16 protein-coding genes are annotated in these 18097 nt (G+C 36.8%); 3 read left to right on the forward strand and 13 right to left on the reverse strand.

The genetic code is table 11. The features are described from left to right. Nucleotides 1–26 precede the first annotated feature (26 nt). Nucleotides 27–587 carry an SPOR domain-containing protein gene (locus PVK70_RS06805; RefSeq protein WP_130049100.1) on the reverse strand — a complete coding sequence of 187 codons (561 nt, stop codon included), beginning with the start codon at nt 585–587 and terminating at the stop codon, nt 27–29. A gap of 222 nt (nt 588–809) precedes the next feature. Here PVK70_RS06805 and PVK70_RS06810 point away from each other — a divergent pair, with 222 nt between their 5' ends. After that, entirely contained in the window at nt 810–3491 is a 2682-nt protein-coding gene (locus PVK70_RS06810) for a bifunctional acetate--CoA ligase family protein/GNAT family N-acetyltransferase (RefSeq protein ID WP_130049101.1), read from the forward strand. A gap of 272 nt (nt 3492–3763) precedes the next feature. On the opposite strand, the gene PVK70_RS06815 is transcribed toward PVK70_RS06810, so the two are convergent. The 11 genes from PVK70_RS06815 to PVK70_RS06865 form a co-directional block, all read right to left on the reverse strand. Further along, on the reverse strand, nt 3764–5146 hold the full coding sequence (locus PVK70_RS06815) for a diguanylate cyclase domain-containing protein (protein WP_274441293.1): 1383 nt from the start codon (nt 5144–5146) through the stop codon (nt 3764–3766). Next, the gene (locus PVK70_RS06820) at nt 5094–5732 is read right to left on the reverse strand and encodes a CHASE sensor domain-containing protein (RefSeq protein WP_274441294.1); all 639 of its coding nucleotides are present in this window, start codon (nt 5730–5732) and stop codon (nt 5094–5096) included. Before PVK70_RS06820 ends, PVK70_RS06815 begins: the two co-directional genes overlap by 53 nt. Then, entirely contained in the window at nt 5729–6259 is a 531-nt protein-coding gene (locus tag PVK70_RS06825) for a YfiR family protein (RefSeq protein WP_165367235.1), read from the reverse strand. The genes PVK70_RS06820 and PVK70_RS06825 overlap by 4 nt, the downstream gene beginning before the upstream one ends. After that, nucleotides 6249–8327, reverse strand: coding sequence for a TonB-dependent receptor plug domain-containing protein (locus PVK70_RS06830; RefSeq protein WP_130049104.1), 2079 nt, complete (start codon nt 8325–8327; stop codon nt 6249–6251). Before PVK70_RS06830 ends, PVK70_RS06825 begins: the two co-directional genes overlap by 11 nt. Before the next feature lie 503 nt (nt 8328–8830). Beyond that, complete coding sequence (mog, locus tag PVK70_RS06835; protein ID WP_130046092.1) at nt 8831–9367, reverse strand: molybdopterin adenylyltransferase; 537 nt, start codon at nt 9365–9367, stop codon at nt 8831–8833. Nucleotides 9368–9444: 77 nt separating this feature from the next. After that, nucleotides 9445–10605, reverse strand: a complete 1161-nt coding sequence (locus PVK70_RS06840) for a conjugal transfer protein TraF (protein ID WP_130049105.1) — start codon at nt 10603–10605, stop codon at nt 9445–9447. 167 nt (nt 10606–10772) lie between these two features. After that, nucleotides 10773–10928 (reverse strand): YoaH family protein, encoded by a 156-nt coding sequence (locus PVK70_RS06845; protein WP_207215680.1) that lies wholly within the window; start codon nt 10926–10928, stop codon nt 10773–10775. After that, a complete protein-coding gene (locus tag PVK70_RS06850) occupies nt 10925–11836 on the reverse strand; it encodes a DUF2861 family protein (protein WP_242509745.1) in 912 nt (303 codons plus the stop codon). Before PVK70_RS06850 ends, PVK70_RS06845 begins: the two co-directional genes overlap by 4 nt. Before the next feature lie 5 nt (nt 11837–11841). Then, a complete protein-coding gene (locus tag PVK70_RS06855) occupies nt 11842–12498 on the reverse strand; it encodes a response regulator transcription factor (protein WP_130048099.1) in 657 nt (218 codons plus the stop codon). Then, a complete protein-coding gene (gene vxrA, locus PVK70_RS06860; RefSeq protein WP_130048100.1) occupies nt 12473–13918 on the reverse strand; it encodes a sensor histidine kinase VxrA in 1446 nt (481 codons plus the stop codon). The genes PVK70_RS06855 and vxrA overlap by 26 nt, the downstream gene beginning before the upstream one ends. 82 nt (nt 13919–14000) lie before the next feature. After that, nucleotides 14001–14252 (reverse strand): hypothetical protein, encoded by a 252-nt coding sequence (locus tag PVK70_RS06865; RefSeq protein ID WP_130048101.1) that lies wholly within the window; start codon nt 14250–14252, stop codon nt 14001–14003. 125 nt (nt 14253–14377) lie between these two features. On the opposite strand from PVK70_RS06865, the gene PVK70_RS06870 reads away from it, so the two are divergent. Further along, nucleotides 14378–15349: a coproporphyrinogen III oxidase gene (locus PVK70_RS06870; protein ID WP_130048102.1), complete on the forward strand. Its 972-nt coding sequence runs from the start codon at nt 14378–14380 to the stop codon at nt 15347–15349. A 56-nt stretch (nt 15350–15405) separates the two neighbouring features. On the opposite strand, the gene PVK70_RS06875 is transcribed toward PVK70_RS06870, so the two are convergent. Continuing rightward, nucleotides 15406–17118 carry an SgrR family transcriptional regulator gene (locus tag PVK70_RS06875; RefSeq protein WP_130048103.1) on the reverse strand — a complete coding sequence of 571 codons (1713 nt, stop codon included), beginning with the start codon at nt 17116–17118 and terminating at the stop codon, nt 15406–15408. 128 nt (nt 17119–17246) lie between these two features. Here PVK70_RS06875 and PVK70_RS06880 point away from each other — a divergent pair, with 128 nt between their 5' ends. Then, the gene (locus PVK70_RS06880; protein WP_165367159.1) at nt 17247–18044 is read left to right on the forward strand and encodes a helix-turn-helix domain-containing protein; all 798 of its coding nucleotides are present in this window, start codon (nt 17247–17249) and stop codon (nt 18042–18044) included. Nucleotides 18045–18097 lie beyond the last annotated feature (53 nt).

Here is an 18097-nt window from a genome sequence, read left to right on the forward strand (position 1 = left end):
CTAAAGCAAGCCTGCCGATTTAGTATTTAATTTAATTTGTGTAACTCAGGGTTATCTGAATTTTTAATGCTATTAATGCTACGAACAAATGGACCGTATGCTTGAATCTCAGCCGGCAGTGTTTTTATTGCTGCACGAGCATCTGCAGGTGTTGCAAAATCACCATACAAAATCGTATACCATGGCATATTATTCACGGTTTTACGGTTCATCCAAACAGGTTGTTCGCCTGCTAATTTTCCAGCATAAGTCGTTAGATCTGTTTTACGGCTCAAGGCAAGGATCTGAAGCGTATAACCATAGCGATTATGCATTTCGTCTTGCTTACTTGTTGGTGGTAAAATCTTCACAGCCGCATCAGACTCTGCAACTGCTGATGTCTCTTCTGGCGTTAATTTAACCACAGGCTTTTCAGTTTGTGGTTCTGCAGCAATCTCAGTCTCTTCAAAAGTAGTTACCTCTTCTTCAATAGGTTGAGATACTTGGTACACTTCTTCAGAGGTTTCTGTCGTGATGTTTGTGGTATACGAACTACTTGTACATCCTGCAAGTAGTGCGGTTAACGTAATAGGAATGATTCTTTTCATTTTAATTCACAATTATAAGTCATGCTGATTTCCTAATTTTGCACCTGATATACAAGACAATCAAGTCTTTAGCTCTCTATCTGTTCAATTACTCAAATATTTCCTTAGATTACGGTACAATTGTTGTGTTTTTGTGCGCTAGGTTTTGTTTATATTATTCTATTAAGCCAAAAAATACATTCTCAGCTATCTTATTCTTATATAAGGATTAAGGGAGCTGTAATGTCAGATTTAAAAACGCTTTTTCGACCGCGTTCAATTGCGGTTATTGGCGCGTCAATACACTCGGATCGCGCTGGTCATATTGTAATGAGAAACCTATTAGATGGTGAGTTTGATGGGCCGATAATGCCAGTACACCCTAACTATCATTCCGTCTGTGGGATCCTTGCTTATCCAGATATTCCTTCCCTTCCCATTACGCCTGATTTTGCTATTTTATGCACTCCGGCACGTGAGAACGTAAAAATATTAACAGAACTCGGAGAAAAGGGCGTTAAGTTAGTCATTATTCTCTCTTCTGATATGCATTTACATTGCAGCGGTATTGGGGAGCCTTTACCTTATGAAGCGGCACGAATTGCTTCTCAATTTAATATGCGAATTTTAGGACCAAACAGCCTTGGGATAATCCTTCCTTGGGTTAATCTTAATGCGTCATTCTCTCCAATTAATGCCAACAAAGGAAACATTGCCTTTATCTCTCAATCAGCAGCAGTGTGCACTACCATACTTGATTGGGCGAAAGAAAAAGAGATTGGATTCTCTGCTTTTGTTTCTTTAGGTGATGGTATTGATATTGATTTCAGTGAGCTGCTAGATGCCTTATGCACTGATTCAAAAACCGACGCCATACTACTTTATATTGATTCAATCAAAGACGCACGACGGTTTATGTCTGCCGCTCGTGCTGCCGCTCGTAATCGACGCATCTTAGTCGTAAAAAGTGGTCGCTCCGTTGCAGGAAGTAAAGCGGCGCAACTACATACCAATGGAGAGATCAGTTTAGATGCAGTGTATGACTCGGCTATTAGACGGGCAGGTATGTTACGTGTATCAAACACTCATGAATTATTTGCAGCAGTAGAAACACTTGCACACCCTATTCCATTCCGCGGGCAACGTTTAGCAATAGTAACAAATGGCGGTGGTCCTGCAATTATGGCGGTTGATAGCTTAATGCAACAAGGTGGAAGTCTTGCACAATTAAGTGACACATTAGTCGAACAATTAAACCTGTACCTTCCTCATAATTGGTCACATTCCAATCCAATAGACATTGGCGGTGATGCTAATGAACAAAGGTACTGTGATACGGTTAACGCGTTATTAGACAGTGAAGATTGCGATGCTATTTTAATTATGCATAGCCCTTCTGCAATTTCTAATGCGACACAAACAGCTGCTAAATTAGTCCAGTTAATCAGTAATCACAAACGCAAAGCAAAGTTTACTATTTTAACTAATTGGTCAGGAGAGAGCTCTTCGAAAGAAGCTCGTTTACGCTTTACACAAGCTAGTATTCCAACTTATCGAACACCAGAGAGCTCGGTTTCAGCATTCCTTCATTTAGTCGAATACCATCGTAATCAGAAGCTCTTAATAGAAACCCCAGTATCGTCTGGCCACATTAATAAGCATGACGCGAGAATGGCTCGCGAATGGTTAGATAATTGTGTATCACATAACCTGACCGACCTTGATACCCATGAAACCCAAACCCTATATTCATGCTACGGATTTAAGACCGTAGATACTTGGATCACAGAGGAACCAGTTGAGACAGGTTATATTGCCGAGAATATTGGTTACCCTGTTGCCATAAAACTCCGTTCTCCTGATATCCCTCATAAATCCGATGTTCAAGGTGTAATGCTTAATTTAAACACCAAAGAAGAAGTTATTAATGCAGCACAATCTATTATTGATCGTGTATCAATTAGCTACCCTTCAGCTCGAATTTCAGGGTTAAGCGTTCAAAAAATGGCTCAAAGAGCGGGATCTCAAGAGTTACGGATTAAAGTATGCCAAGATCCAGTGTTTGGCCCGGTGATCTTACTTGGCGAAGGCGGATCTGAATGGGATCTCAATAACAATGCCGCCGTTGCATTACCACCACTTAATATGGCGCTAGCTGAAAACCTCATAAAATACGCGATTAAAGAAAATATTATTCAGCATCGCAATTCTCCAACAAAAATGAGTATCTTTGATTTAAGTGCTTTTCTCGTTCGTCTTTCTCAGATGGTACTTGATTGTCCTGAAATAGTTGAACTTGATATACACCCTCTTCTTGTCTCGGGTATTGATCTCACTATCATTGATTCATCCATGAAGGTACAGCATTTTACTGGCGACATTCATAAACGATTAGCCATTAGACCTTATCCAAATGAATTAGAAGAATTTTCACAACTTAAAGATCATAGCTCAGTATTACTTCGTCCAATTCTTCCTGAAGATGAGCCAAAACACGCAGAGTTTATTTCTCAGGTATCACATGAAGATTTATATAAACGATTCTTTTCTGATGTTGGTGAATTTAATCATGAAGCTCTAGCGAACTTTACTCAAATCGACTATGACAGAGAAATGGCTTTTGTCGCGACAAAACAGATTGATAATCAAGAGGTTATTCTGGCTGTGGTTCGTGCATTATCTGATCCAAATAACATTAATACCGAGTTCGCTGTATTGGTACGCTCAGACCTTAAAGGCTTAGGTTTGGGGAAAATTCTAATGGACAAGATTATTCGATATTGCAAATCACAAGGTATTAAAGTGATGAACGGAATGACGATGCCATCAAACCGAGGGATGATTGGATTAGCGCAACATTTTGGGTTTACTGTAGACATTCAGATGTCAGATGGCATAGTCGAAATGAGTTTAGCGCTAAATTGAATCTTAATTTAAAAATAAAAAAACCAAGATAATCGCAATGATTATCTTGGTTCACATAGATATAAAATTGTTTAAAAAAGGGATATCTATATTATTTTACTTGTTCAGCTTTTTCTTTCTTTACCATAATTGCACCAGCAATAACAAATGCAACTAATAATAAAATTTCCATTAATCTATCCTATCTATTGTTTAAAAAGTGCTTTACCTGAGTAATATATCATCAATTCAGATAAGGTAAATAGTTTTTTCTAACATTTACACACATTCTGTCACACTTCATAAAATATATACTGCCCTTTACCGGAAAGTTTCGCTTCATACATTGCTTGATCAGACTCCTTCAGCACGTAATCAATATCCTTTTCCTCATTGTAATAAGCGATGGTTACCCCAATACTAACCCCAACAAACAAAGTGATCCCTTTATAAGCGATTGGTTTTTGAATTGATTCTATTACTCGACTTGAAAGTTCTGCTAGTTGCATTTTATCTTGCACTGGCTCAATAAAGAGAACAAATTCGTCACCGGCTAATCGGCAAGCAAGATCCCCTTTTCTCACTGCATTTTCTAAACGTTTTGCAACAACTCTTAATACTTCATCACCAGCATCATGCCCATAGGTATCATTAACTAATTTAAAGCCATCTAGATCTAGGTAACATAAGCCAAACTGACCCGTAGTGAGTTTGTTTTTCTCAATCGTCTGATTTGCTGATTTATAAAACTTAGAACGATTAGGTAAACCAGTTAACGTATCGTGATGAGCAAGGTAATACAAACGATCTCTTTCTTTTGCGTCACTTAAGTTACTGAAAATAAAAATGTAGCTATTTTGGCCGTTTTGTTCATCATCTTTTATCTTACTTGCTTTAATATATAAAGGTAATTCCACACCATTTTTATCTTTTTCTAGCACCTCACCATGCCATTGACCAAAGCGTTCAATTGACTCTGCAAGCAAATTTGTTGAAGTAGTAAAGTGCTTACCATCAAATAGCTGAGTCATTGATAATCTGATTAAGTCATTTAATTCATAACCAAACATTTCTGTAAATGCAGGATTCATTAACGTTAAATTGCCTAATGAATCAAAAATTAATACGCCATCTTGGCTATTTTTAAATACATTTGCAGCCAATTTCTGTTGCGTGCGGTTTTGTATTACTTCAGTTACATCCATAATCGAAAATAACAATTGCTCTTTATTGGGTAAGACACGAGTTGTTACCTGTAACGTCGAGTCCTGTTTTGTTTGAATTAATAGATCATCAACCTCTTGGCATTGTGTAATGATCTCTTTAAGCTTACCTTCTTCCTGTGCATTGATAATATCCAGTAAAAATATATCGCTAAATTCATCATCTAGCTTTTCTGGAAATAGTTTTTTTGATGCGTCATTAGATAATAGGATTTGTCCGTTCTTTTTATTAATAGCAAAAAGACCATGTTGAACTGCCGTGATAATTTGCTTACCAAAATCTCGTTCTTGCTCAACTTTATCTAATACAAAATTAAGCTGCTTCTGACGCTCTTCCAGTTTGTCAGCCATTTTATTAAAGGATAAAGTTAAATCCCCTAGCTCATCGCTTGTTGCCACATTAGGACGTTGGCCAAACTCCCCCCCTAAGAATGATCCCTTGCATTGCATCATTCAAATTAACGACAGGTGTAATTACCCATTGTTGTATTTTAGCTATGAAAATATAGCTAAAGATAATAATGAGTCCAAATAAGGAAAACGCCACTCGCATTGCAGATAATCTTGTCTCATTTAACCCTTCTTTTGATACAATTAGACGGATTTTAGCGATCACTTCGTTATCAAGAAAAATTGGGATAAGTATATAGATTGCATCTTCTCCAAGAGCATAACCATTCTTTGCAATTTCTAATTGAAGCGTTCGATTTGGGGCTTTTGCAACTAATCCATCTTTCCGATATTCAGCAAATAATCGCCCATCACTTTTGAGTAATAGAGCTTGCAAAATCTCTTTATCAGCACTAAATGCATGAAGAACTTCAGAAGCTGTTATTTCATCATCAAACAATAATGCGGCTTGTAAGTTAACACTGACGCCATTAGATAAAACTTTTATTCTATCGATTAAATTCGTTTGCTGCACTTGGTAAGTGTTAACATAATTATAACCTTGAAGAATAATAAATAAACTGAAAATGAACGCAATAAGCGGTACCGCTAAGCGCTGTCGTAAAGAGGCTTTTTCTATCCAATTCATTTGTTATTTCCTCCCTCAATAATTGAGATACGAAGTAACTGAGAACTTATCTTAAAGGACGTATTTTCAAGATTATCCAGGTTAATGATAGGTTTTACTTTACCGTCAACTTGCCTTAATTCGATCATACCGCGTTCATGCGTGAAATTTTTCTTACCGCTAATGGTTAAGATATTTTCAGCCATTGCTTGTAACTCGCTTGGCTTAGTATTCTTATTTGCAATATAGATATCACATTGATTTGCTGTATCTTCACCGCTGGTTTTAATATTAACATTTCGATCTTGAATACGTTTATCTGTCGATATTTTAATTAAGGTTTGAACCACAGGATCAAAAGACTCACCACAAAATGTTAAAGGTGATTCGAGTGGCTTATTCGTCCACTGTATAAAGTTTGCAATTCTAAAGATATAAACCGCTTCGATTTGATGGGCCTGATAAGCAGCTTGAGACTGAACAGGCAGACAGTAACCAATAAGAAAGAGCAGAAGATACGAAAGTAGTTTCGGCTGTTTAAAACTCATACGAAACCCTGCCATAGATAGATTGCTCGGTTTCATAGGCGTTACATTGATCATAATAGATATTAGTATTTAGTTCGCATTTACTCGACATTCCAATATTTTTTACCATCACTTCTACAAGTGGTGCATTTTCATGTTTTTTCCAACCAATACGAGAATCTAAAGATATTAAGTTATCAACATCATACACGAATTGGTTGCTATCACTCGTATAGTCGATATCTTTATAGTTCACAACAACGTCCCACTGAATGCTATTTGTTACTTGCCACAATAGTTGGTTTGAAAGCATATTTTGATGGTTTATTTCGAAGTAATCATCAGAGCCAGACGCATTTGAATCACCCTGCACCCTATCTTGTGAAAATGAAAGATAGCTATAACTGGTATAATTTTTTAGCGAAGAATTGATATTCCATTCGATAGCCACCTCTGCACCATAAGTTTGAGCTTCGTAATCATCATTAAATTCATAGAGATCATAATAATTACCAATCCCATCATTAAGGTAGCCTATATAGTCGTGACCACGAACATTGTTATACGAACTTAAATATGTGGTTAAATCCATATTGACGTTAGTACCTTCAAAGCGGTAGCCAGCATCAATAGTTATAACACTCTCATTATCTAGACTTGCAGATGGTAAATAAGTGGCAACACCATCATAAAATTTGTTTTCATAAACATAACTATAATAGTTTGTATAAGTAGATTTTTGCTCAAAATAAGAAGGGGTTACCACTGCCCGGCCTACACCAAACCATATTTTTTGACTGGCAGAGATCGAATATAAACCTCGTATCTGTGGGGAAACCTCAAAAGAATCATTAAGCGTAAAGTATTCGGCTTTTGCACCAACTTGAATCATAAATTGTTCAGTAAAATTATAGTCAATTTGAGCATAGACATTACTGGTTGTATCGCTTGATATAGGATCGCTTGAGTAGCGATTATATATATCAACATGACTCACATCATAATTACTTGAATCTTGTAATTTAATATTGATATGCCTCAAACCACCACCAATTAAGATCGTTACATCTGAACCATACTGTAAGGTATAAACTGAATCTAAATCAATCGTATTGAATTCTCCGTGAGCATCGGGAGAGTTGTCTTTGTCTTGCCAATACCATAAATTAGTTTGCCATTGAGAATTAGCTAATTCGATTGTGTGATTAACTTGCCCGTAAAGTGAAGAGCTATCAACGCTTTTGTAACTATCATCATACTGCCTATTAAGATCACTCATATCAACAGTATACCAATCATAATATTGTGCTGACTTTTCTCCGCCAAAAGCTAGCATCCAAGATGAATTACCCTCTTCGATATCAAATTTTACTCCGGCGGTTTGTATTGAAATCGTATTTACTTTGTCACTTTCATATTGACTCTGAAACTTATCAATTACGCTAAAAGTATCTTTAGCTTTATAAAAGGCTCTTGCTGTGGTGTTATCATTAAACTGCAATCCATGACGTACAGAAGCTTCTTTATAGCCATGTTGCCCATACGCGATTTGGCCATAAGTGCCTAACGTCTCTTTAGTCGATTTTGTGATGATATTAATAACACCATTAACCGCATTACCACCCCAAATCGTTCCTGCTGGACCTCTAATAATCTCAATTCGTTCGATATCGGCAAGAATGTAGTCGATGTTTTCCCAGAATGCGCCACCATACATTGGGCTAAATACACTCCGCCCATCTATCATCACGAGCATTTTATTAAATAAGCCATCATGAAAGCCACGAGAAGATACAAAGTCGTTAGACTCATTAAATTGACTAACTTCGATACCAGGAGCAAGAGATAGTGCATCTGCTATTGTTTTTGCACCACTACGTACAATTCGTTCGTTAGATATAACGTAAATAGCTGCAGGAATTTCTGAGATATGCTGCTCTCTCTTAGAGGCACTGGTTACACTTACTTCTAACATAGAAAGGTCTTCCAAGCTCATTAACATCAATGCACTAAGATCTTCGTCATTAGCAAAAACGAAAGAAGACGTGAGAAACAATGAGGAATATAAAGAGAGAGTACTGAATCTCATAATATGGTTTGCCGTTTATCTTAATTAATAGAAGTATAACTTAAAGTACAATATACAGTTAGAATACTTTGATAATAATTATTTAACAAGGTGATCTACATATCATTTCAAATAAGTATAAAACAAACACAAATGCAGTGCGAAGCGACATGATACGAAACTTGATAACGTTATCCTCCTAAATCCACAAATTAACGCTATCTTTGTTGTTATTCTCAACACAAAACATAATTATGAAAAGTTATTACTACCCCTTGTTATTGACGATGCTCTCTTTTCCAAGTGATGCTAAATCTGTAAAAAAATATTATAAAGAACATCAATCAAAACGATGCGAAACCCTTACACGGACATTAACGCACGTAAATAAAGTATTGAGCTTTAGTGAAGGAAAGGAGTACAAGGAAAAACTAAAAGAGAAAAAAGCATTGAAGAAATTACGAAAAGAGAAAAGCTGTTAAAAAGCCAACTGGGAAGTTTACAGTTGGCTCATTGTTTACGTATTATTTTGCTTTTGGTCTAAAAGGCTTAATAACGTCTTCGTTACATTCAAGAAATGGCCCTTCCATTAAATCAATGCAATACGGAATTGCTGGGAATACCGCATCTAAACATTCACGAATGGATTTTGGTTTACCTGGTAAATTTACAATTAAAGAATCTTTACGCAGACCTGCTGTTTGACGTGACAAGATAGCAGTAGGAACAAATTTTAATGACTCTGCACGCATTAACTCACCAAAACCAGGCATCATGCGATCACACACAGCTTCAGTGGCCTCAGGTGTAACATCACGCTTAGCAGGGCCAGTACCACCCGTTGTAACAACTAAGCAGCAACCTTTCTCGTCTGTAAGTTCAATCAGTGTTTTTTCAATCACATCTTGCTCATCAGGGATAACTACGTACTCCGGTTCCCATTCAGAGGTAAGGTAATCATTCAATGTAGCAATGATTGCAGGGCCAGAAATGTCTTCATAAATACCAACACTTGCACGGTCGCTTACCGTAACAATGCCAATTTTCGCTTTTTTAGTCATAGTTAATTTCTTATTAAGTAAGGTAATCCTATTATTACAAGTGGTTACCTATTTTTCTACTAAAAAGACAAATTGGATTAGTATTCGTAAGCCATATTTAGTGATACACCATAAGTTGAATCAATAGAGTAGATGGCAGCTAAATCAAAATGGAACATATTTAATGGTGAAAAACCAATACCCGCGGTAAAGGCATCGTCGTAAGTTCCAGCTAGGTCTTTCTTGTAACCACCACGTAATTGAATTTGATATAATAAATCGAATTCAGCACCCGCTCTGAACATTTGAACATTATCATCCAAACCAACAAAACGCTCCTGCTCATTCAAATCCATATCAGCGGTTAAGATAAAGTAGTTGGTCATAAATGCCACACCAGCTGTGTATGTTGGTGTTAGCTCATAGTTATATTGGTGATATTTATTAGAATCAATAGGATCTTGTATTTTTTTCGTTTCAATTTCATTTTTTATTAAATTTTTACCTGCAGCAGCAAAACGCCAAGGCCCATAAAACCAAACGGCACCAACATCAACATTAAAGGCATTATCTGTTGTTTTGTTTTTATCAAAATCTTTAAAATCAAAATTATTAATTGCGGCTACATGAGTATAAGTAAGATAACTTTGAATTTTAGGTGTTATGCCTATCGTCATATTTTGACCTAAGAAATTCGTGTAGCCTGCAAAAGCCACCCCAGCTTCCATCAAGCCTAAACTAACCGTACTCATTGTAGTATTATTTGCTACAGCGATAGGATCAGATAAGTCAGTGGTATTAACATTAGGCAATGTCACGCCTTCCATTGACATTTTTGCATAAAAAGCAGTAGAGAGGTAACGATTTGGTATTGCAACTGCCGCGGCGGCACCAAGATTAAAACTGAGCGCATCACCATTTAAATTGCGTAAACCTGATTCAATTTCTCTTTCAGCATTGACCGGATCACTTGGGAGCTTATCAAGCCCTTTTTTTATTTGATCAACATCATCAATAATGCCACCACGATCCATCACCTGAAAACCAAAACTTGGTAATAATAGGCCGGCATCATCTTTACGGCTGTAGATAGCGATTAAAGCAGGGTTATAAAAAACACCAGTAAGATAATCCGCAGACGCTGTACCTGCACCACCCATTGCATCAGTACGACCATCAACACTGTAATTGGTTGCCTGTAGCTGAGTTGAGGTTGCTGCTGCGCAAGAAAGTAAGCCAATTTTCATCCACTGTTTCATTTTTTATAACCTAATAGAAATACTTAAGTACGGTATCGGCTTAAGAAAAGCTAACTTTAGGTAAATTTACGCTTTCATTTATTTTAATGATGAATAAGGTGGGAGATAAGTAAAATTTGAATAGTTAACGTAGTGAAAAGCCGAGATCATATGATCTCGGCTTTTTATTATTTCTTCGCTTTCTCTGCTATTTCAGCTCGGATCTGATCAGAAATGATTTTAATGGCTTCACCACTGCTAACGCCTTGACGCATTAATTCTTGGATCTTTTCTACCGCTTGTTGTTGCTCTTCATGAGTTAACGTTGGTAAATCTAACATCAGTTACTCTCTACAGTTTCTGTGACATCAAAATTGATGACTTTGGTTATGGCTTGTATTTCTTGAATCGATATTGGGCCTTGGAAACGTTTATGATTAAACGACACACTTAAAATATAACTTCCTGGTAACACATTGGTTTTAGGAAGACTTTGTGGGAATTGTTCATCATAGAACTTCTCCCACAATTTTATGTATTCACTATCTTGATGGTCATAAATCCCAATCGCCATTTCTGGTAATGGGCAATTAGACTTTAATAATCCAGTTTGCGTAGTTTTCCACTTATCTTTTCCTAACCACGATACCGTCATTTCTGTTTTCGGTGTATTCAATATAATCCACGATTCCCATTTAGTACTCTCTTTATCGTCCGCAGTTATAATTAGTTTATATAACCCATTTTTAACTCGATTATTGAGAGACTCACTAGCATAAACATATTGCTTTACTATCTCATCTTGAGTCGGAGTAATGCTTATCGACGGGTTAGTTAATTGCTCTTCATCCGGCCATTTAATGAAGGACAGTGATGATATTGTCTTTTTACTATCAAACTGAACTAATAATCGATGATGTAATCGACCCGGACTTTGAATAATCATTCGTTGAACACTCAACGAATTTAACCAATTAGGGATAACAATAGTTGATAAATCTCGACCACAATTTTTTGTACTGGCTGCACCAATCAATTTATCAATATTATGGTTCACATTGTTGTCAGTCGAACTCTGTAACACTTCAATCGCGGTTTCAAATCCCTTTAAAGAATCACCCTCTAAAAATTGTTTATGGGCACTATATAGCGCAGATTGCTCATTAAACCAATCTTTTGCTGCGACATTAGTCCCCATAAATACTAAACAAAAAAAACCAATGACCGTGGCAATTTTTCGCTTAATCATCATCAGGATTACGCTTTCATTTTATAGCCAACACCACGTAAGGTTTCAATATCTATCCCTACGATTTTTTGGCGAAGCTGTAAAATATGCGTATCAACAGTACGCGTTGTTGGGAAATGGTTGTAACCCCATACTTGATCCAGTAATTCATCACGAGTAAATACTTTTCCTAAATTTGATGCGAGGAAAAGCAAAAGGTCAAACTCAGTTCGAGTTAAAGTGACATTCTCACCAGAGTTAACAACGTCTCTTGTTGAAGTATCGATCGATAAGTTGCCTACATTTAATTGTGTTTTTACCTCGTCAGATTCTGGAGAGCGTAAATGCGCACGCAAACGAGCCAATAATTCAGCTTCAGCAAAAGGCTTGGTTAAATAATCATTAGCACCTGAATCAAGCCCTGTTACTTTATCGCGAACAGATACTAATGCCGTAAGCAAAATAACTGGAACATCTTTTATTTGTTTCCATTGAGGTAACCAGGTCAATGAGTCGCCCTCTGGTAACTGACGATCAAGGATCACAATATCAGCTTCTGCCCATAAACTTGATACATTCGTTGCATTTTCAGAATGCAAGCATCGATACCCTGCTTCTTCTAGGCTAACTACAAGACCATCTGCTAAGTTTTTATCATCTTCAACAAGTAGGATTGTCTGTTTCACACGGTATCTCCAATATAAATGTCGTTGGGGGTCCTTGAAGTGTCATGGTTCCACCCATTCTTTTAATCATTGACTCAACAATGGTTAGACCTAAGCCTAGCCCTGCCTTACTAACAAAAGGGGTTTTTAATTCTTTCCAATTTGCTTTTGTTAATTGTCCGCCATCAATGACTTCAATTTTTAAATGTTTATTTGCTACAGTAACGGTCAAAAGCACAGGTTCAATCCCATATTTATGAGCATTACTAATTAAGTTGTCAATACAATTCCCCAGCCAGTAAATATTTACTTTTATCGCTGAGTCCTTATTTATCTTAAATTCTACAGGCTTACTATACTCCATACAGCGATAACTTAACCACTCTTCAACAGAAGGGATCCACTCTGTTGAAAGGCCTTTGTCATCAGACTGTAAATAATCTTTACTTGCTTCTGCCAGTTGTCTTAATCGTCGAGAATCTTCGCATAATCGTCTAAATTCATCATAAAGTGACTCGGGCAGTGATTCAAATTGCCTTCTAAATCCTTCAACTGTCAATCCCAAACTGGCAATTGGTGTACGTAATTCATGCGTAAGTATCTGTAAAACCAACATACGGCTTTTCATCTCTCGACGCTTACCGTTCCATTGAGATATCCCCCAACCTATTGCGAGTGATAAGTTAGCAAAAACAAGAAATAGCACAATATATGAAAGTGTTTGAGAATTACTCTTATCTTTCCAACAGACATTCCCATTTTTTACGTAACAGTTATCTCCCTGTTCAAACACTGACATATCTAAGTCAAATTTGTCTAAGTACTTTAATTTTAGCTCCATCGGATAAAGGTAATAACGGCTTCCTTTTCTTATCCAAAGTAACTTATCGGCAATGATCGTATCAGAGCCACTGATAATCGCTCTTATTGCCTTATCATCCATTTTTTGAAGATGATGCAATAAGGTTCCTTCTTGCGCTAATGGACGCTCTTTAATATGCATATATTGTTCTAGCTCACCTAATTTCTTAGGGTACTGCTCAACATAACGATAAGCATATGAGCCACCTCCAGGATGAATCATTCCTGAACGCGCAAACCAACTATTAGGTAATGTGATGCCTTTACATATAGCGCGGATCAACACCAAAGGCTCACCAACAAGTGGACTTACCGCCCAAGGTCCAGTACAAGTACGGGCATTTTTATAAAGCTGTTGTAACTGCTTAAATGGGTAAGACGCCGTTTGCGGCAAGAGTGTATCAGGGGACAATAATACTGTAGGATATTCTTTTTGTATCAGGCGAATGTCATAAATCTCAACAGCCTGCTGTTTTTTAAACGCTTTTTTAAAGCTGTCAATTTTCGTAGCTAAACTCTCGGCATGTAAAGAAGAGCTAATTAACAGTAATAAAGAAAGGAGAAAGCGTTTATTTATCAACGGTGAATCCTGTGGTTAATGTAAAAATAAAGATCAATTTAATCAGTATATTATAAATCAATCGGAATACGAACCGTTTATCTTACTTCACCATTACTTTTCCGCCAATCATCTTATATGCAGGAGTCCCCTTGATTAAAGTTTCTCGAGCGAAGACACCTTTACAATTAGGACAAATACAAGTCTCATTAGTATAGTTTTCAACAATACGCTCAATAAAGCACTTAATTAATGCGCCTTTACCGCCTTTTCTATATTTAAAAAGGATTGTTCTGCACTTATCACAATAGATTTGAACTGTTTTTGTTGGACCTTTTTTATTTGGCTTTGCCATACCTTTCAATTATCCATGGTTGCGATCAACAAAGATTTTACTTTACACTGGAGTTACAATCCAACCAAATAAGTAATTGATTGATTGTTCTTATTTGTTAATTTGCTGTATATAAAGGAGCGTCCATGCGAACTTATGCTCAACACCCCCAAGCTAAAGAAGCTCTACTCCTTCTTAATGAGCTGCAATCTTACTTTAAAGATGAATTGATAAAAGCAAGCGAGCTCTCAACTCAACCTTCTGAGTTTATTTCTGTCGAGTGGTTACGCGATCAAGGTTTACATGGCGGAGGAAAACGCTTTGAAGCGATTGAAGGAGGAATTTTCAACCGAGCTTCAATTAATGTCTCTCAAATTCATTATGAAGACGATACGACAAAGCATTACGACAGTGCGACAGCGCTTTCTACAATTATCCACCCTGCCAACCCATTACTGCCTTCAGTTCATATGCACTTTAGCTGGACAATATTAAAAGACGGTTCCAGCTACTGGCGAATTATGGCAGATCTAAACCCTTCTCATTTTAATAAAGACGATAAAGAATATTTCGATCAAACCCTAAAAGTTGCCGCTAAAGCGTATTATTCACAAGGCACTAAAGCAGGAAATCACTATTTTGATATTCCAGCATTAAAAACACATCGCGGTGTCAGTCACTTTTATTTAGAAGGATTTAATCCTACCGAAGAAAGTGGTGAGATATTCACTCGTTACTTTGCACGCAATGTTATGGACACCTATGTTCATATTCTAAAATCCCACTTGATTAGTCAGGTAGCCCCCTCAGTAGAACAACGTCAGCAACAATTGGACTACCATACTTTATATTTTTATCAAGTGCTTACTTTAGATAAGGGAACAACCGCTGGATTATTAGTACATAACCAAAATGATGTTGGTACGCTAGGGTCTCTGCCTTCTCATATTAATCGTAACTTACTTCAAAATTGGCAAAAATGCTCTCCTGAGCCAATTAACGAATTAGTCAGTGCTCTTTTAACTGTATTACCTGATGACAAAGTTTGCCCGATAACCATTGAGGTTAAAGCAAAGTTAGCGCAAGCGATTCGTGAATTTAATCATCGAAAAATGTAAACTACATTAGCTTTATTTAACGCCATTGGTCAGTTTTCAATGGCGGTAATAAACAATTAATTTATTTCTGGTTTTATCCATACGGTTTCAAAATCAAACCAACCTAATCCATTGCATGATGCATTTTGAATACTGTTATTTGCATTTTCACTTATTCCCATCCAACCATGGAAAAGAGGTAAAATTTGATCGCTATTGACTAGATAACGACAAATTTCGTTCACAGGAAAGTGGCTTTCTGATGAAGATTGCCAATTATCAATGAGCATTGTTATTTGAATAAAATCCTCTTTCGGCGTCGCTCTTTCTATTTCATTAAACGCAAATAACCACGATAGCAAAGCTTCTGGGCATTGGGTTCCAAGACTCATACCTCTAAGCCACATATCAATAGATTGCGTTTTTTCTTCACACAATAAATCTAATGTATCAAACGGATGCATTTTTAAAACAATGCCATCAAGTGCTAAACGTTGCTCTATTGCTTTACCTAACAATGGGTATAACGGGTGCTCTTTTTCGTAACCAAGATGAACGACGCTCCCTTTCGTCGGTAAAGTAAATGGGACCTTTGGCCGATTAAGACAGTGCTGTAATCCAGGTAATAAACCATAGGCATTAAATAAACCAATCCCATTCATTTGTGAATTTTGAAGTTCATTAAGCAGCATTAATGGAGTAATGACTTGTGACAGATACGCTTGCCAATTTTTATCTTTTGCAACCCCTGTTTTACGATTGAACAATAGATAACTACACCCTTTATCTACATCGACTTTTTCACCATAAGAAGAATAAGACTCTGGCCCTTCACTTACTTCTAACCCGAGTTTTAGTTGTATTGGTGCGACTTCAGGTAAAGTCCAAACCTCAACCGAATCAATCAATGGTCTATAACCAAAATAATGCTCATTAGCGGTTAGAATTAATTTTTTATCCGTATTCTCACTTATCTTATAAGGTCCAGTGCCAATAGGATATCGGCTGTAATCCTGTTGTGTATGAGCCGTAGTTGGAATGATTTTCGCGTTAAACTGTGCAAGTTTTGATGCAAAATGATGATCGCTTTTAGATAAAGCAAAATCAATAATATTAAGGCTTGGGCTGCTTACACTGTGAATATGAGCAAACACAAAGTTCGACTTAAGCGCTAAAAACGTCTCTTTAATATCCTCGAACGCTAATAACTTTCCGTCATGAAAGCTAATACTTGGCCTAATATAAAATCTCCAATGAGTAGGAGAAAGCATTTCCCAATGGTGAGCGATATCTCCCTCAATATCTCCTGCTTTATTCCATTGCGTTAGTCCATTAAAGATTTGCTGAACAAGGTGCTGCTCTGAACGGCGAATGGCAAGAGATGGCTTAAGTATGTGTAATTGACGATAATAAGGCAGCTTAACGACTTGCTTCCCTTTTTCATGAGAAACGCCTAGCGCATTATTAATCAGATCTAATAACGCATCTTGGTTACCATCAAGCAATTCAAGGGCTATATCTAGCTTTCCTTCTTCAATGTTCTGTCTAGCTAACGATAAATACACCGTATCAGGCGTAGAAATGAACTCTAAAATAGAGCTTTTTCCTCTTCCTACTGCTGGGTTCCAAATGATCCATTTTTCATCAGACATTTTTTTAAGAACCATACGTGTATTTCGACGAGTACAACATAACAAATCGGCAATATCATCAATTTGAACGCCTGAATCATTATTATTATAATGCGTATATAGTTTCTCAAATTGTGTACGTAAACGTGGACTACCCATAAAGCACCGTTGTGTTAGTTGATACTAGTCTTAGTTATAAGTTCAAATTCTGAGACTGTGAACTTATACTCTTGATTTTTCAATAAGTAAGTTTACACTAAATCTCGAGTATTTAGAGGAAATTCATCATGTCACCAATTGAATTACACCAATTTAACACCCAAACCCGAAGAAAATCTGATCGCTATCCAGTGGAACGAAATGGCGTATTTATTGTTAAATCAGGCCAATTTCATTACTGTGATAAATCAGGTAAACCTATTCCCCTTAATGCTGGTGATTTTTTACTTTACAGCTCTGGTGACATATCAAAAGTAAAAATGATTAATGAAAATGGTAATTTTAAAGCCGAATCATTAGTCATTGATGTCAGTCTTTTTCAAAAATTCATTACTTATACCAATAACACCGCACATACGGCGTCAGACAGAGAGTCTTTCATTTTTACGCCTGAAAATACATCAGTAAATAAAATATTAGACCTGATAAAAAGCCAATTAGCAGAAGGCGCTACCGCTGATTCACTTGAATTTATGGTGCTGGCTTTATTAAGTGAAATGGTGCATGAATATCCGGACTTAATTGCTTTTATACATCGTATTTCTATCCTAACCACCTCACAGCAATTGATTCAATATGTAGAAGATAATATTTCTGCCGATTTAACCATTGATGCTGTCGCACCGAAATTAGGAATGTCCGCATCAACACTCAAACGAAAATTGCAATCGGATAAACTTTCTTTTGCACATTTAGTTAAAGTGAAACGCATTAACTATGCCGCAACTCAATTGCGCATAACACGTAAAACCATCACTGAAATTGCCTATGAAACAGGATTTAAAACAGCTGCTCATTTTAGCACCTGCTTTAAGTCTGTTCATGGGAGGACTCCGAAAGAGTTTAGAGAATCTATACAACCTTAAGTGTCACATTGGTGTAACATTTTGACTTTATGATGCTTTTTTTTATTATGGAT

The sequence above is a fragment of the Aliivibrio sp. A6 genome (genome assembly GCF_028765505.1).
Lineage (GTDB): Bacteria > Pseudomonadota > Gammaproteobacteria > Enterobacterales > Vibrionaceae > Aliivibrio > Aliivibrio finisterrensis_A.

What these genes read in the sequence shown, in the direction of transcription:
- PVK70_RS06805 (WP_130049100.1), bottom strand. Translation starts at nt 587, where the DNA reads ATGAAAAGAATCATTCCTATTACGTTAACCGCACTACTTGCAGGATGT.
- PVK70_RS06810 (WP_130049101.1), top strand. Translation starts at nt 810, where the DNA reads ATGTCAGATTTAAAAACGCTTTTTCGACCGCGTTCAATTGCGGTTATT.
- PVK70_RS06815 (WP_274441293.1), bottom strand. Translation starts at nt 5,146, where the DNA reads ATGATGCAATGCAAGGGATCATTCTTAGGGGGGGAGTTTGGCCAACGT.
- PVK70_RS06820 (WP_274441294.1), bottom strand. Translation starts at nt 5,732, where the DNA reads ATGAATTGGATAGAAAAAGCCTCTTTACGACAGCGCTTAGCGGTACCG.
- PVK70_RS06825 (WP_165367235.1), bottom strand. Translation starts at nt 6,259, where the DNA reads ATGAGTTTTAAACAGCCGAAACTACTTTCGTATCTTCTGCTCTTTCTT.
- PVK70_RS06830 (WP_130049104.1), bottom strand. Translation starts at nt 8,327, where the DNA reads ATGAGATTCAGTACTCTCTCTTTATATTCCTCATTGTTTCTCACGTCT.
- mog (WP_130046092.1), bottom strand. Translation starts at nt 9,367, where the DNA reads ATGACTAAAAAAGCGAAAATTGGCATTGTTACGGTAAGCGACCGTGCA.
- PVK70_RS06840 (WP_130049105.1), bottom strand. Translation starts at nt 10,605, where the DNA reads ATGAAACAGTGGATGAAAATTGGCTTACTTTCTTGCGCAGCAGCAACC.
- PVK70_RS06850 (WP_242509745.1), bottom strand. Translation starts at nt 11,836, where the DNA reads ATGATGATTAAGCGAAAAATTGCCACGGTCATTGGTTTTTTTTGTTTA.
- PVK70_RS06865 (WP_130048101.1), bottom strand. Translation starts at nt 14,252, where the DNA reads ATGGCAAAGCCAAATAAAAAAGGTCCAACAAAAACAGTTCAAATCTAT.
- PVK70_RS06870 (WP_130048102.1), top strand. Translation starts at nt 14,378, where the DNA reads ATGCGAACTTATGCTCAACACCCCCAAGCTAAAGAAGCTCTACTCCTT.
- PVK70_RS06875 (WP_130048103.1), bottom strand. Translation starts at nt 17,118, where the DNA reads ATGGGTAGTCCACGTTTACGTACACAATTTGAGAAACTATATACGCAT.
- PVK70_RS06880 (WP_165367159.1), top strand. Translation starts at nt 17,247, where the DNA reads ATGTCACCAATTGAATTACACCAATTTAACACCCAAACCCGAAGAAAA.